At 59.5% G+C, this 14,954-nt stretch carries 12 protein-coding genes, 3 tRNA genes and 1 riboswitch; of the genes, 1 reads left to right on the plus strand and 14 read right to left on the minus strand.

The window, feature by feature from the left end:
* Positions 1-2: 2 nt before the first annotated feature.
* From AAEZ06_RS06030 to ltaE, 7 genes are all read right to left on the minus strand, one after another.
* Positions 3-76 (minus strand) — tRNA-Arg (locus AAEZ06_RS06030).
* Positions 77-148: 72 nt separating this feature from the next.
* Positions 149-225 (minus strand) — tRNA-Arg (locus AAEZ06_RS06035).
* Between the two features lie 109 nt (positions 226-334).
* A tRNA-Ser gene (locus tag AAEZ06_RS06040) sits at positions 335-425 on the minus strand.
* A gap of 62 nt (positions 426-487) precedes the next feature.
* Entirely contained in the window at positions 488-676 is a 189-nt protein-coding gene (gene csrA, locus AAEZ06_RS06045; protein ID WP_133099245.1) for a carbon storage regulator CsrA, read from the minus strand.
* A gap of 184 nt (positions 677-860) precedes the next feature.
* A complete protein-coding gene (locus tag AAEZ06_RS06050) occupies positions 861-2,102 on the minus strand; it encodes an aspartate kinase (protein WP_350613458.1) in 1,242 nt (413 codons plus the stop codon).
* Between the two features lie 93 nt (positions 2,103-2,195).
* On the minus strand, positions 2,196-4,814 hold the full coding sequence (gene alaS / locus AAEZ06_RS06055; protein WP_149413551.1) for an alanine--tRNA ligase: 2,619 nt from the start codon (positions 4,812-4,814) through the stop codon (positions 2,196-2,198).
* Between the two features lie 146 nt (positions 4,815-4,960).
* Positions 4,961-5,965: a low-specificity L-threonine aldolase gene (ltaE, locus tag AAEZ06_RS06060; RefSeq protein WP_350613460.1), complete on the minus strand. Its 1,005-nt coding sequence runs from the start codon at positions 5,963-5,965 to the stop codon at positions 4,961-4,963.
* Between the two features lie 239 nt (positions 5,966-6,204).
* A riboswitch (FMN riboswitch) is annotated at positions 6,205-6,374 on the plus strand.
* 116 nt (positions 6,375-6,490) lie between these two features.
* Between ltaE and AAEZ06_RS06065 the strand changes: the two genes are divergently transcribed.
* A complete protein-coding gene (locus tag AAEZ06_RS06065) occupies positions 6,491-7,000 on the plus strand; it encodes a 6,7-dimethyl-8-ribityllumazine synthase (protein ID WP_350613462.1) in 510 nt (169 codons plus the stop codon).
* Between the two features lie 178 nt (positions 7,001-7,178).
* On the opposite strand, the gene astE is transcribed toward AAEZ06_RS06065, so the two are convergent.
* The 7 genes from astE to AAEZ06_RS06100 all read right to left on the minus strand — a co-directional run bounded on the left by astE (position 7,179) and on the right by AAEZ06_RS06100 (position 14,867).
* Entirely contained in the window at positions 7,179-8,183 is a 1,005-nt protein-coding gene (gene astE, locus AAEZ06_RS06070) for a succinylglutamate desuccinylase (RefSeq protein WP_149413554.1), read from the minus strand.
* A gap of 12 nt (positions 8,184-8,195) precedes the next feature.
* Positions 8,196-8,480 (minus strand): topoisomerase II, encoded by a 285-nt coding sequence (locus AAEZ06_RS06075; protein ID WP_149413569.1) that lies wholly within the window; start codon positions 8,478-8,480, stop codon positions 8,196-8,198.
* 43 nt (positions 8,481-8,523) lie between these two features.
* Entirely contained in the window at positions 8,524-9,870 is a 1,347-nt protein-coding gene (gene astB / locus AAEZ06_RS06080) for an N-succinylarginine dihydrolase (protein WP_350613464.1), read from the minus strand.
* A 45-nt stretch (positions 9,871-9,915) separates the two neighbouring features.
* Positions 9,916-11,385 (minus strand): succinylglutamate-semialdehyde dehydrogenase, encoded by a 1,470-nt coding sequence (astD, locus tag AAEZ06_RS06085; RefSeq protein WP_178114499.1) that lies wholly within the window; start codon positions 11,383-11,385, stop codon positions 9,916-9,918.
* Positions 11,382-12,407, minus strand: a complete 1,026-nt coding sequence (astA, locus tag AAEZ06_RS06090; protein WP_350613466.1) for an arginine N-succinyltransferase — start codon at positions 12,405-12,407, stop codon at positions 11,382-11,384. The genes astD and astA overlap by 4 nt, the downstream gene beginning before the upstream one ends.
* A 60-nt stretch (positions 12,408-12,467) precedes the next feature.
* Positions 12,468-13,487, minus strand: a complete 1,020-nt coding sequence (aruF, locus tag AAEZ06_RS06095; protein ID WP_149413558.1) for an arginine/ornithine succinyltransferase subunit alpha — start codon at positions 13,485-13,487, stop codon at positions 12,468-12,470.
* A 159-nt stretch (positions 13,488-13,646) separates the two neighbouring features.
* A complete protein-coding gene (locus AAEZ06_RS06100) occupies positions 13,647-14,867 on the minus strand; it encodes an aspartate aminotransferase family protein (RefSeq protein ID WP_350613468.1) in 1,221 nt (406 codons plus the stop codon).
* Positions 14,868-14,954 lie beyond the last annotated feature (87 nt).

Consider the following 14,954-nt stretch of genomic DNA (forward strand, 5'->3'; position numbering starts at 1 on the left):
GGTGCACTCGACAGGATTCGAACCTGTGACCGCTCGGTTCGTAGCCGAGTACTCTATCCAGCTGAGCTACGAGTGCAGATTGTGTTTTTAGACCAGATCACAACTGGTTGGAGCCAAGCTACCTGCATTGCTGCAACTAACTCTTAAATGGTGCACTCGACAGGATTCGAACCTGTGACCGCTCGGTTCGTAGCCGAGTACTCTATCCAGCTGAGCTACGAGTGCATTTGTTGCCGCGCATTATAGCCCGTTCAATCTCTATGTAAAGCGATTTTTTCTAGTGATTTCAACAACTTACCGAAAAAATCCAGATTGCAACGTACTAAGCAAATAATGGCGGAGAACGGGGGATTCGAACCCCCGACACCCTTTTGAGGTGTACTCCCTTAGCAGGGGAGCGCCTTCGGCCACTCGGCCAGCTCTCCGCAACACGGGGCGTATATTAACCAGCTTCATCCCCGTTTGCAAACATAAAAAACGATAAAAATTAATGGCTTGGTTCTTCGTCCTTCTCTTTCTTGATCCGCAGGTAGATTTCCTCACGGTGGACAGCCACCTCTTTCGGGGCATCAACCCCAATCCGTACTTGATTGCCTTTGACGCCGAGCACGGTCACGGTGATTTCGCCATCACCAATAATCAGGCTTTCTGCGCATCGACGAGTCAGAATCAACATACCTTTCTCCTCACGCATTTCAGTTCAGGGATAACAGTCTGCAAAAAAAGGCATTCGACCTACAACCCAACGGCCATAGCTCTACCCGCCTAAGTATTGTCGAGCACACGCAAAAGAACAGCTCTCCACAGGCACCGGACAGAAAAATGAAAGGCGCGGATCAACCGCGCCCTCCAGTCACACATCACTCGCCCTGTCGGGCCGGAGCGTCCAGCTCAAATGCGGTATGCAGTGCGCGTACAGCCAGTTCCAGGTACTTCTCTTCGATGACCACCGAGACTTTGATTTCCGAGGTGGAGATCATCTGGATGTTGATGGTCTCCTTGGCCAGGGCCTCAAACATGCGACTGGCAACTCCGGCATGGGAACGCATGCCCACACCAACGATCGACACCTTGGCAATCTTGGTATCGCCGACCACTTCACGGGCGCCAATCTCGCTCGCCGTTTTCAGCAGGACTTTCTCTGCTGCGTCGTAGTCATTGCGGTGCACGGTGAAGGTGAAGTCGGTGGTGTTATCGTGCGCAACGTTCTGCACGATCATGTCGACTTCAATGTTTGCGCCACTGATCGGCCCGAGAATCTTGAAGGCCACGCCCGGGGTGTCTGGCACGCCACGGATGGTCAGCTTGGCTTCATCGCGGTTAAAAGCGATGCCGGAAATGATCGGCTGTTCCATGGATTCCTCTTCATCAATAGTAATGAGGGTGCCCGGACCCTCCTTGAAGCTGTGCAGTACGCGCAGCGGAACGTTGTACTTGCCGGCGAACTCCACCGCACGGATCTGCAACACCTTGGACCCGAGGCTGGCCATCTCCAGCATCTCTTCGAAGGTGATCTTGTCCAGGCGCTGAGCCACGGGCACAACGCGCGGATCGGTGGTGTAGACGCCGTCCACATCGGTGTAGATCTGGCATTCGTCAGCCTTCAGGGCTGCCGCCAGGGCCACACCGGTGGTGTCGGAACCGCCACGACCGAGGGTGGTGATGTTGCCGTGTTCGTCGACGCCCTGGAAACCAGCGACGACTACCACGCGACCCGCCTTCAGATCACCGCGAATTTTCTGATCATCGATCTGCAATATGCGCGCTTTATTGTGCGCGCTATCCGTGAGGATTCGTACCTGGTTGCCGGTGTACGACACTGCCGGCACGCCACGCTTGATCAGCGCCATGGCCAACAGCGCAATAGTCACTTGCTCACCGGTGGAAACGATCACATCCAGCTCACGGGGAACCGGCTGTTGTTCACCACTGACTTGCTTGGCCAACTCGATCAGACGATTGGTCTCGCCGCTCATGGCCGACAGCACCACCACCAGGTCATCGCCGGCATCGCGGAACTTCTTAACCTTGTCGGCGACCTGCTCGATTCGTTCAACCGAACCTACCGAGGTGCCTCCAAATTTCTGTACGATCAAAGCCATTTCTAAGCCGCCTCAGCCCGTAAAGGGGCGCCTATTAATCAATCAAACTGCGCTGCCCGGGCAGGTGACTAGACCACACACCCAGGCAGCGTCTTAGATACCCGCTTCGACAAACGGTACGGTCAGGGCAAGGGCCGCGTCCAAAGCACCAGCGTCGATACCGCCGCCTTGCGCCATGTCAGGACGACCACCGCCCTTCCCGCCCACTGCCGCAGCGGCTTGTTTCATCAAATCACCGGCCTTGAGTTGGCCAGTCAGGTCTTTGGTTACACCGGCAACCAGAACGACCTTTTCCTCATGGACACTGCCGAGCAGGATCACTGCGCGACCGAGCTTGTTCTTCAACTGATCCACCAGCGCCAACAGCGCCTTGCCGTCCTGACCGTCCAGGCGCACGGCCAGGACTTTCACGCCTTTGACGTCCAGGGCAGAAGCCGACAGGTCGTCGCCCGCCGCACTGGCGGCCTTGGCCTGCAACTGCTCCAGCTGTTTCTCCAGCAGACGGTTGCGCTCCAGCACTGCCGAGAGCTTGTCGATCAGGTTGTCGCGACTGCCCTTGACCAGGCTGGCCGCTTCCTTGAGTTGTTCTTCGCCAGCATTGAGGTAAGCCAGAGCCGCAGCACCGGTGACCGCCTCAATACGACGCACGCCGGACGCCACACCGCCTTCGCTGATGATCTTCAGCAGGCCAATGTCGCCGGTGCGCTTGGCGTGGATACCGCCGCACAGCTCCACCGAGAAGCTGCCACCCATGCTCAGCACGCGCACGTTGTCGCCGTACTTCTCGCCGAACAGCGCCATGGCGCCTTTGGCCTTGGCGGTCTCAATGTCGGTTTCTTCGGTTTCAACCGGGGTGTTCTTGCGCACTTCGGCGTTGACGATATCTTCCAGCGTCCTGAGCTGCTCAGGCTTGATCGCTTCAAAGTGGCTAAAGTCAAAACGCAGGCGCTGGCTGTCGACCAACGAGCCTTTCTGCTGTACATGCTCGCCCAGCACTTGGCGCAAGGCCGCGTGCAGCAAGTGTGTGGCCGAGTGGTTCAGCGAGGTGGCGTGACGCACGTCAGCATCGACCTGAGTCTCCACCGGCGCGCCGACGGTCAGGTTGCCCGAGGCCAACACGCCGTGGTGCAGGAACGCGCCGCCGGTCTTGGTGGTGTCGCGCACGTCAAAACGACCGGACGACGCCTTGAGGAAACCGCAGTCGCCAATCTGGCCACCGGACTCGGCGTAGAACGGCGTCTGGTCCAGGACCACCACACCTTCGTCGCCTTCGTTCAGGATGTCGACCGACTGCCCTTCTTTATAGAGAGCAATCACTTTGGCCGAGCCGCGGGTGGCGGTGTAACCGGTGAATTCGGTGGCCACGTCAACCTTGACCAAGGTGTTGTAGTCCAGGCCAAAGGAACTGGCGGAACGGGCGCGCACGCGCTGGGCTTCCATCTCCCGCTCAAAACCGGCTTCATCGACGGTCAGCTCGCGCTCGCGGGCAATGTCGGCGGTCAGGTCCATCGGGAAACCGTAGGTATCGTAGAGCTTGAACACCACGTCGCCCGGCACCACGGTGCCTTTGAGCTCAGCCAGATCCTGCTCCAGAATCTTCAGGCCGTGCTCCAGGGTCTTGGAGAACTGCTCTTCTTCAGCCATGAGCACACGCTCGATGTTGGCTTGCTGCTGCTTGAGTTCCGGGAAGGCTTCGCCCATCTCGGCCACCAGCGCGGCAACGATCTTGTAGAAGAAGCTACCGCTGGCGCCCAGCTTGTTACCGTGACGGCAGGCGCGACGGATGATCCGGCGCAGCACATAGCCGCGACCTTCGTTCGACGGCAGCACACCGTCGGCGATCAGGAAGCCGCAAGAACGGATGTGGTCAGACACAACCTTGAGCGAAGACTGGCTGTCGTTGGCGCAGCCAATGGCCGCGGCCGAAGCGCTCAGCAGGTTGGTAAACAGGTCGATTTCGTAGTTGGAGTGAACGTGCTGCATCACCGCACTGATCCGCTCCAGGCCCATGCCGGTGTCGACCGACGGAGCTGGCAGCGGATGCAACACGCCATCGGCGGTGCGGTTGAACTGCATGAACACGTTGTTCCAGATTTCGATGTAACGGTCGCCATCTTCTTGCGGCGAGCCGGGTGGGCCGCCCCAGATGTCGGCGCCGTGATCGTAGAAAATCTCGGTGCAAGGACCGCATGGGCCGGTATCACCCATGGTCCAGAAGTTGTCGGAGGCGTAAGGCGCGCCCTTGTTGTCGCCGATGCGAATCATGCGCTCGGCCGGCACACCGATTTGCTGGGTCCAGATCTCGTAGGCTTCGTCATCGGAGGCGTAGACAGTGACCCAGAGCTTTTCCTTGGGCAGCTTCAGCACGCCGGTCAGGAAGGTCCAGGCAAAGGTAATGGCATCACGCTTGAAATAGTCGCCGAAGCTGAAGTTACCCAGCATCTCGAAAAAAGTGTGATGGCGAGCGGTGTAACCAACGTTCTCCAGGTCACTGTTCTTGCCGCCGGCGCGTACGCACTTCTGGCTGCTGGTGGCGCGGGTGTAGGCGCGCTTTTCCTGGCCTAGGAAGCAGTCCTTGAACTGGTTCATCCCCGCGTTAGTGAACAGCAGGGTGGGGTCATTGCCTGGGATCAAAGAGCTGGAGGCAACACGGGTGTGACCTTGCTCTTCGAAGAAGCGAAGGAAGGCTTCACGGATTTCTGCGCTTTTCATTAGGTTCTTCCACGGAGGCTGCGGCCAAAGGCCAGTGCTAAACGTCATCAGACGGAGCGACGGCAAAGGGCCGCATTATATCGGCCCTTGGCCCGTGGTACAGCGTGTTTATGTGATAGAAACAGTCAATTAGACGGTCTGCACTGTCATTTCCGGGAAAACTCGGCAAATGTCGCGACCACCTGCTCGATCTGCGCCCGACTGACGTCCAGGTGCGTAACCATACGCAGGCGCGGGGCGGCGCTCAACTTGATACCGCGCGTCGCGGCAAAGGCCTTCAACTCCTCGGCCAGGCTACCCACCTGCACGTAGACCATATTGGTCTGTACTGGCTCTACCTCGTACCCGGCCTGGCGCAACCCATCCGCCAGCCATTGGGCGTTGGCATGGTCTTCGGCCAGGCGCTGGACTTGATGCTCGAGGGCATATAACCCCGCCGCCGCCAACGAACCTGCCTGACGCATGCCGCCACCGACCATTTTTCGCAAACGGCGGGCCTTGGCGATCAGCGCAGTCGAACCACACAACACAGAGCCAATCGGCGCGCCGAGGCCCTTGGACAGGCACACCGATACTGAATCGAAATACTGGGCGATCTCTCGCGCATCGACACCCAGCTTGACCGCCGCGTTGTAGATCCTCGCGCCGTCCAGGTGCAAGGCCAGGTCATGCTCGCGAGTAAACGCCCGCGCAGCAGCCAGGTATTCCATCGGCAATACCTTGCCCTGCATCGTATTTTCCAACGCCAACAGCCGGGTACGCGCGAAGTGGAAGTCATCTGGCTTGATCGCCGCCAACACCTGATCCAGGTCCAGCGAGCCATCGGCCTGGACTTCCAGCGGCTGGGGCTGGATCGAACCCAACACCGCCGCACCGCCACCTTCGTATTTGTAGGTGTGGGCCTGCTGGCCGACGATATATTCCTCGCCCCGCTCACAATGGGCCATCAACGCCAGCAGGTTGCTCATGGTGCCGGTGGGTACGAACAACGCGGCGGCAAACCCCAGGCGCTTGGCCAGTTCGGCTTCCAGGCGATTGACGGTGGGATCTTCACCGTAGACATCATCACCGCTGACAGCGGTAGCCATCGCGTCGAGCATGCCTGGGGTCGGTTGGGTCACGGTGTCGCTGCGCAGGTCAATCACGGTCATGAAACAAGCCTCGGCGAAGGGACAAAAGTCCCGGCTAACGGGTTGGAATTTGTTTTTTGATTACAGGTTACTGCGGGCATGGAGAGTGAATATCAAGCTAACGGGTCATGAAAAATGCCAGACAGCCCCAGCTTTCCATTCAATACCAAGCAAAAAAGCCAATAGTGAATATCGAAAATGGAGCCATGCAGTTTTCAGAAATATATGGTAAAAACTCACCGCCACCAGCGTTCTGGTGGCAACGTTCTCAGGGCGGGGTGTAACTCCCCACCGGCGGTAATTACGCGTAATGCGTATAGCCCGCGAGCGCTTGGCGCCTCGAACTGCCTAGGCAGGACGGCGACAAGGTCAGCAGACCCGGTGTGATCCCGGGGCCGACGGTCATAGTCCGGATGAAGAGAGAACGGGATTGGCGCCTAAGGGCCGTGCGCAGAACGTCCATGCCTTGCATGCTCATTCTGTCCGTACCCTTAAATCCCATTCGATTCATAACGCCCTGTTTTTTTCATAAACAGGAGTCAGAACATGCAACCTACTGCAATTGACAGCAAAAGCAAAAACCACCACGGCGAGCGTGTCGCGTTTATCCAGGCCTGCTGGCACAAGGATATTGTCGATCAGAGCCGTAAAGGTTTCCTCGCCGAAATGATCGCCCAGGGCTACCAGGAATCAGACATCGACTTCTACGAAGTTGGCGGCGCCTTTGAAATGCCCCTGCACGCCAAGCTACTGGCCAAGTCCGGCCGTTATGCCGGCATTGTCGCGGCTGCCCTGGTGGTGGACGGCGGGATCTATCGTCACGAGTTCGTCGCACAATCAGTGGTCAGCGGCCTGATGCAGGTTCAGCTGGAAACCGAAGTGCCGGTATTCTCGGTGTCCCTGACCCCGCACCACTTCCACTCGGGTGTTGAACACCACACCTTCTTCTTGGAGCACTTTGTGCACAAGGGCCAGGAAGCGGCGAAGACCTGCGCGGATACGCTGCACAAGATTCATTTGTTGCGTCGCAATGAACCACGGGCTGTGGCGGTTTAAGCGGATCCGATTGCGATGACTTCCGTAGCAGCTATCGAGCTTTAGCTAGGCTGTGTCGAGAGCGGCTCGGTTTTGGAGCCTGACTTGGTGGCTGTGGCGGGGCCAACGTAGCCTCGCTAAAGCTCGACAACTGCTACGCCAAGGTGCAACAAAAAACCCGGTGTAAAAACCGAGTTTTTTATGCCAGACCGGCATCCGTCGTCGGCACAATCAATATCCCTGCCCGCAAGCCATTCTTCACCTTCGGGTTGGGGAAGATGATCCGTGCGCCCTCCTCCTCGATCACCCAGCGCGTCTTGGCGATGTCCTCGGCCAGCAGGTAGCCCTTTTCCAGTTCCGAGAAGTTTTCTACATCCGCCGGCAGGTGCAGGATGAAGGCATCGCTGTGCTTGATGATTTCCCGGGCGACACTGAACAATTGCAGGCCGTCCAGGCTCTCGGTGGTCGGTTCATTGCCTTCGATGATCTGCTTGAGGCGGACTTCCAGGCGAGACACGTCCACGCCCTGGTTCTGTCCGAACGGCCGAGCCTTGCCCAGTTCCAGAGTGAAAGACTCGGCGCCCAACTGCTCGTAGGTAAAGGCTGTAAAGGTGATCGACGCCTTGTTCTGCAATAGCACCGCCTGCATGCCGGCGGCACGCAGCCGCGCCAGTTCGCGGCGCGAATGCTGACGGCCGTCTTTCCACGGGTACAGGGCGAACTGTTCAATCTTCGACCCACGAATGGCGGTGTGCAGGTCGTAATGCAGCCGGCTGCGTCCGGGCTGGCTGAAGAAGTTTCTAGCCAGTTGCTCCAGCTCGCCTGCGCGCAGGGCTTCGGGCCCGCTGCTGTGTTCGTGACGACCGTTGAACAGCCGGTTGACGTCTTGTTCGAGGTAACGCTCACCCCGACGCATGGCTTCGGGGTTGCCGAACAGGAACAAAATTCGCGCCCGTGGCTTCAAGTCACCCCGGGCAATGTCGTTCAGCAACCGGTCGAGCAATTCGATCGGTGCAGTTTCGTTGCCGTGGATGCCGGATGACAGCAACACATCGCTGCCATTGTCCCGGCCTTCGGGCGGCCGAACTTCCAGCGCGCCCTCACTGAGCCAGCGCAATCGCACGCCGTCGACAGTCGTTTGAGTAATCGAAGCCGGTTCACGTCCGGCGAGGGTCAGTTCAAGCAGTTTGCCGAGGGCGAGCATAGAGCGGCTTCCTTAGTGGTTGCAGCCAGGACCGTGGACGTGGTCTTCGTCGTCGCCGGCGTCGGCTGGTTCCATTTCCAGTTGCAGGCTCATCAGGTTGGTGGCCAGTGGGCGCATCAGCAGGTTGGCGTATTCAGTATCGCCTTCTTCCACGTCAACGCCGATCAGCAGTTGGCCACGGCCGTCGTGCTGAATCCAGACTTCCTTGCCCTGCCAGATTACGGCGACGCGGGTGCAGGAAGTTTCCAGTTGAGTGCCGTCGGTGTCTTCAAGGATCAGCTTGAGGGTGTCGTTCAGGTTGTCGCTTTTGTCGCTCATGGCTTCGTTCTCATCTGGAGTCTTAATTGATCTGGAAAGGATAAACCGAGCCCAGTTTAAGGATTTGCGTCAGTTCGTCCAATGCCGTGCGGCACTCAAGCAGCAATTGCGGATCAGCCAGGTCGGTTTCCCGCAAGGCATCGCGATAGTGCTTGTCGACCCACTGGGTCAGGGTGTCGTACAACGGCGCCGTCATGATAACCCCTGGGTTGACCGCCGCCAGTTCGGTTTCATTCAAGGCCACCCGCAAACGCAGACACGCCGGGCCACCGCCGTTCTGCATGCTCTGCTTGAGGTCGAAGACTTTCACTTCGCGGACCAGGCCACCGGAGCTGATCAGGCCTTGCAGATACTGCCAGACACGTTCGTTGCTGCGGCATTCTTCCGGAACGATCAGCAGCATCGAGCCGTCAGCTCGAGTCAGCAACTGGCTATTGAACAGGTAGGAACGCACCGCGTCTTCGACGCTGACCTGGGCGCGGGGCACGCAAATGGACTGGAAGTTGCCGCCACATTTGCCGAGCTTGCCGTGCAACTCCGCGAGCATCTGTTCAGTATTGAGGAACGCATCCTCGTGATAGAACAGCACCTCGCCGTTACCCACCGCGATCACGTCATTGTGGAACACCCCTGCATCAATCACCGCCGGGTTCTGCTGGGCGAAGACCACGCCGTCATCCCGCAGGCCGTGCAAGCGGGCGACCGCCTGGGAGGCTTCCAGGGTCTGGCGCGCCGGGTACTTTTGCGGCGCCAGGTAGCGGGTGTCGAAGGCACTGCGGCCGAACACAAAAAACTCCACGCCGGCCTGGCCATAGTCACGACAGAAACGAGTGTGGTTGGCCGCGCCTTCGTCTGCGAACTGCGCCACGGCCGGCAACGCGGCGTGGTGGGCAAAGTGCTTCTGGTCAGCAAACATTGCCCCCAGCACTCGGCTGGTGGTCGGGTGTTCGATGCTGCGGTGGTATTTGCAGTTAAGGTTGGCAGCGGTGAAATGCACGCGGTCGTCGGCGGTGTCGGCACTTGGGCTGACGGTTGCGGCGTTGGCCACCCACATGCTCGATGCCGAACAGCTTGCCACCAACAATGGCATGGCTTGCTTGGCCGCTTGCTGGATCACTTGCGCGTCGGTGCCAGCAAAACCGAGGTTGCGCAAGGCGGCCACATCAGGGCGCTCCTGAGGGGCCAGTACGCCTTGGACAAAACCCATCTCCATCAGCGCTTTCATTTTCGCCAGGCCTTGCAGCGCCGCTTCCTTGGGGTTGGAAGACTGCTGGCTATTGCTCTGGGACGCGACGTTGCCGTAGGACAAACCGCCGTAGTTATGGGTCGGCCCCACTAGACCGTCAAAATTGACTTCATAGGATTTCATCGGCGAGGCTCCACGAACATCTGTTTTTATAGGCATCAATAGCAATTACGACAACCTCACACCGGGCGTCAGCGTGGCCGGTAACACCAGGCTCGGGGTCTCAAGCGAGGCCACCGGGTACGCGCAGTAATCCGCCGCGTAATACGCACTGGCGCGATGGTTGCCCGACGCCCCTACCCCACCAAACGGCGCGCTACTCGCAGCGCCGGTCAGTTGTTTATTCCAGTTGACGATCCCGGCACGGCTTTCCAGCCAGAACTGCTGGTAGCGCGCTTCGGAATCCGACAGCAAACCTGCCGCCAACCCATATTGGGTGTTGTTGGCCTCGACAATCGCTGCTTCGAAATCAGCGTAGCGGATCACCTGCAACAGCGGGCCGAACAGTTCTTCGTCAGCACGCTCGGCCACTTGCGTGACATCAATAATGCCCGGCGTCAGTAATGCGGCCTGACTCTCTGGCTGAGTCATTTCCAACAGTGCCACTGCGCCATTAGCCAGCAACAGTTCCTGAGCGTCCATCAAGGCCTTGGCCGCGCCCAGGGAAATCACCGAACCCATGAAAGGCGCCGGCTGCTGGTCGAACGCACCGACTTCGATGGTCGCGCTTACCGACACCAGGCGCGCCAGCAACGCATCGCCCCAGGCACCTTGCGGCACCAACAGGCGACGGGCACAGGTGCAACGCTGGCCGGCAGAGATAAACGCCGACTGGATGATGGTATAGACCGCAGCATCCACGTCAGCCACTTCATCCACCACCAGCGGGTTGTTGCCGCCCATCTCCAGGGCGAGGATCTTGTCCGGGCGCCCGGAGAATTGCTGGTGCAGGTGATTACCGGTACGGCTGGAACCGGTGAAGAACAAACCGTCGATGCCCGGATTGGCCGCCAGGGCGATCCCGGTTTCCCGCGCGCCTTGCAGCAGGTTCAAGACGCCAGCCGGTAGGCCAGCCTCAATCCAGCACTGCACCGTCAGTTCGGCGACTTTCGGCGTCAGTTCGCTGGGTTTGAACAGCACGGTATTGCCCGCCAGCAAGGCTGGCACGATATGACCGTTAGGCAGGTGACCGGGGAAGTTGTAAGGGCCAAACACCGCCACCACACCGTGGGGCTTATGGCGCAACACAGCAGTGGCATCGCCCAATGGGCCGCTCTTCTCGCCGGTACGCTCACGGTAACTCTGCACCGAGATCGCGATTTTGTTGACCATACTGGTGACTTCCGTCGCCGATTCCCACAGCGGCTTGCCGGTTTCCTCACCGATGCAGCGGGCGAGCTCGTCGGCACGATTTTTCAGGCTTGCGGCGAAGGCTTCGAGTACGCCGAGGCGCTCTTCCAGGGATCGCTTGGCCCATGCAGGGAACGCCTGGCGCGCGGCCTGCACGGCGGACTCGACCTGCTCGGCGGTGGCGCCATTGCCAGCCCATAGCACTTGCTGGGTCACCGGGTTCAGCGACTCAAAGCGCTCACCCTGACCGGCCAGCCAAACACCAGCGATGTATAGCGAATTCATTATTTCGGCTCCCGGGCAGCAGACAACGGTACGGCACGCACTTGATCACCGGCCGTCAGTTGCAGACGCTTGGCGGTCTTTGGATCGACCACCAGGGTGCCCGCCGCCAGCCGTGCCGGTGCAGCGGTGATGCGGCACTCTTCACGTTTACGGTTATGGATCAGAAACGGCGTGGCGTCGTCACCCGGCGTACCGATGGCCAGCACCAGTGCCTCGCTGTCTCGCACCGCACGGATCTTGCTGGTTTCACATTCCACGGCAGGACCTGCATCGAAGATATCGACGTAGCCCTGATAGCTGAAACCTTCGCTCTTGAGCATGCTCAGCGCAGGCTCGGTGTCGGTGTGAACCTTGCCGATCACGTTGCGCGCGTCCTCGGAGAGGAAGCAGGTATACACCGGGAACTTGGGCATCAACTCAGCGATAAACGCCTTATTGCCCACGCCCGTCAGGTAATCGGCCTGGCTGAATTCCATCTTGAAGAAGTGCCGACCCAGGCTTTCCCAGAACGGCGAACGCCCAGCTTCGTCGGACATGCCGCGCATCTCGGCGATGATCTTGTTGCCAAACAGTTGCGGGAATTCGGCGATAAACAGCATCCGCGCCTTGGCCAACATGCGACCGTTAAGGCCGGTGCGGTAATCGGCCTGGAGGAACAGCGAGCACAACTCGGAGTTGCCGGTCAGGTCGTTGGCCAGGAACAGCGTCGGAATCTCGCGGTAGATGTTCAATTCCTGGGAAGCGCTGACGGTCAGGCCTACACGGAAGTTGTACCAAGGCTCACGCAGGCCAACGGCACCAGCGATGGCGGAAATCCCCACCACCTGGCCTTCGTCGTTTTCGAGAACGAACAGGTAGTCGGCATCACCGCGCCCGGCTTCGCCGCGAAAGGTCTTTTCAGCCCAGCCGACCCGATGGGCCAGGCGCTCTTCGTTGGCCGGCAAAGTGGTGAGGCCGGTGCCGGTGCTGCGCGCCAGATCAATCAGGGCCGGTAAATCGCTGCTGCGTACGGGACGAACGATCATGCTATCTCCTCAAACGGGCCGCTGATTCCAGCCACCCGCGAAACTCGCTGCTGTAAGACTTTAAACCGCAACCAGGCGCACGCTGGCACCTTCGCCGACACCCAGGGCCTCGGCCGTTTCCAGGTCCAGGGTCACTGGCTTACCTGGCGCGTAGTCCAGTTCCAGCAACACTGCGCGGTAATCCTGCAACTGCGCATTGCTGACTAGGTACTGGCGGCCAACACCCTTGACCATCTCACCGATCTTCACCGGCACCACGCGGCTCTGGGCAATCGAGCGAATGCCCGAGACGCGCGCATGCAGGGTCGGCCCGCCGTCGAAGATGTCGATGTAGTGATCGGTTTCAAAACCTTCGCGCATCAAGATGTCGAAGGTGACCTGCGCCCGTGGGTGCACCTGGCCCATGGCTTCCTGGGCTTCGTCCGGCAGCAGCGGTACGTAGATCGGATAGTGCGGCATCAGTTCGGCGAGGAAGGTGCGGCTTTTCAGCCCGCACAGGCGCTCGGCGGTGGCGTAGTTGAGGCCGAAGAAATTGCGACCGATGGCATCCCAGAACGGCGATTCACCGTTCTCATCGCTATAGCCGACAATTTCGGTCACCACCGAATCGGCGAACCGCTCGGGATGGCTGGCGACGAACAATAGGCGACCACGGGAATTGAGTTCCGACCAGGCCGAACCCACCAATTCTGGCACCACGTAGAAACTGGTCAACAGGCTGTTGCCAGTCAGGTCGTGACACTGCGATAGCACATGGATCTTGTTGTGAATCTTCAGCTCGCGGGAGGCGTGAACGAAGGTTTCATTGCGAAAACTGTAGAACGGTTCCGAGTAGCCGGCCGAGGCGACGATGGCGGAGCAGCCCACCAGCTTGCCGGCGACGGTGTCTTCGAGGACGAAGAAGTAGCTTTCCTCGCCGTTGAAACTGACTTCGGCAGCGAAGGACGCTTCGCTTGCGGCGATCTTGTCGCTCAGGCGTTCGACATCATCCGGCAAGGAGGTGACACCAATCGGGCTGTCCGCAGCCAGACGCTGTACCTCGCCCAGATCAGCCATTTGCGCGGGGCGCATCACCAGCATGGTGTCACTCCTTAATTCCAGAAAATACAAAATAGGGGGCTCAAAACCTCTGTAGGAGCGAGCTTGCTCGCGACGGTCTCAAAAACACCACAGGGCATCAGGTACCCCGCGTTATCGTTAACGACCATCGCGAGCAAGCTCGCTCCTACAGGGGATGAATCAGGCTTGCGTCAGGTTTTTCACAGCACGTTCGAAACGGTCCAGGCCTTCCTGGATATCGGCATCTTCCACCACCAGGCTCGGGGCGAAGCGCACCACGTCGGGACCGGCTTGCAGAATCATCAGGCCTTCACGCTCGGCGGCATTGAAGATGTCCTTGGCACGGCCTTTCCAGGCATCGCTCAGCACACAACCGAGCAACAGGCCCAGGCCGCGCACTTGGGTGAAGATGCCGTATTGCTGGCCGATCTTCTCCAGGCGGGAAACGAACAAGTCGTGCTTGGCGTTAACACCGGCCAGCACTTCAGGAGTATTGATCACGTCGATCACTGCTTCCGCCACTGCGCACGCCAGTGGGTTACCGCCGTAAGTGGTGCCGTGGGTGCCAACCACCAGGTGCTTGGCCAAGTCTTCGCGAGTCAGCATGGCTGCGATCGGGAACCCGCCGCCCAGGCTCTTGGCGCTGGTAAGGATGTCCGGGGTCACGCCGTAATGCTGGTAGGCGAACAGCTCGCCGCTGCGGCCCATGCCAGTCTGCACTTCGTCGAACACCAGCAACGCGTTGTTGGCGTCACACAGGTCGCGGGCGCCTTGCAGGTAAGTCAGTTCAGCCGGCAATACGCCGCCTTCGCCCTGGATCGGCTCCAGCACCACGGCGCAGGTCTTGTCCGAAATGGCGGCTTTCAGGGCCTCCAGATCGTTGAATGGAACGTGGGTGATACCGATGATTTTCGGACCGAAGCCGTCGGAATACTTCGACTGGCCGCCAACGTTAACGGTGAACAGGGTACGACCGTGAAAGCTGTTCAGGGCAGCGATGATTTCGTATTTTTCGGTACCGAAACGGTCGAACGCTACGCGACGGGCTAGCTTGAAGGCGGCCTCGTTGGCTTCGGCGCCGGAGTTGCAGAAGAACACACGCTCGGCAAAGGTGGCGTCGATCAGCTTGCGGGCCAGGCGCAGGGCCGGCTCATTAGTGAAGACGTTGGACACGTGCCACAGCTTGTTGGCCTGTTCGGTCAATGCACCGACCAGCGCCGGGTGGGCATGGCCCAATACGTTGACCGCGATGCCGCCGGCAAAGTCGATCAGCTCTCGGCCCGCCTGGTCCCACACACGGGAACCTGCGCCACGCACGGGGATAAAAGCGGCAGGTGCGTAGTTGGGAACCATGACCTGGTCGAAATCGGCACGTTGCACCGGGGCTTGCTCAACGGACATCGGAGTCTCCTGAAGAGGAACGCCTGCCTGAAACTGGCGGGCGATGCAGGGATTGTAAGGACAGTTTTCAGCGCGGCCTTGCCGCCA

This window comes from Pseudomonas sp. HY7a-MNA-CIBAN-0227 (genome assembly GCF_040310325.1).
In the GTDB taxonomy this organism is placed as follows: Bacteria; Pseudomonadota; Gammaproteobacteria; order Pseudomonadales; family Pseudomonadaceae; genus Aquipseudomonas.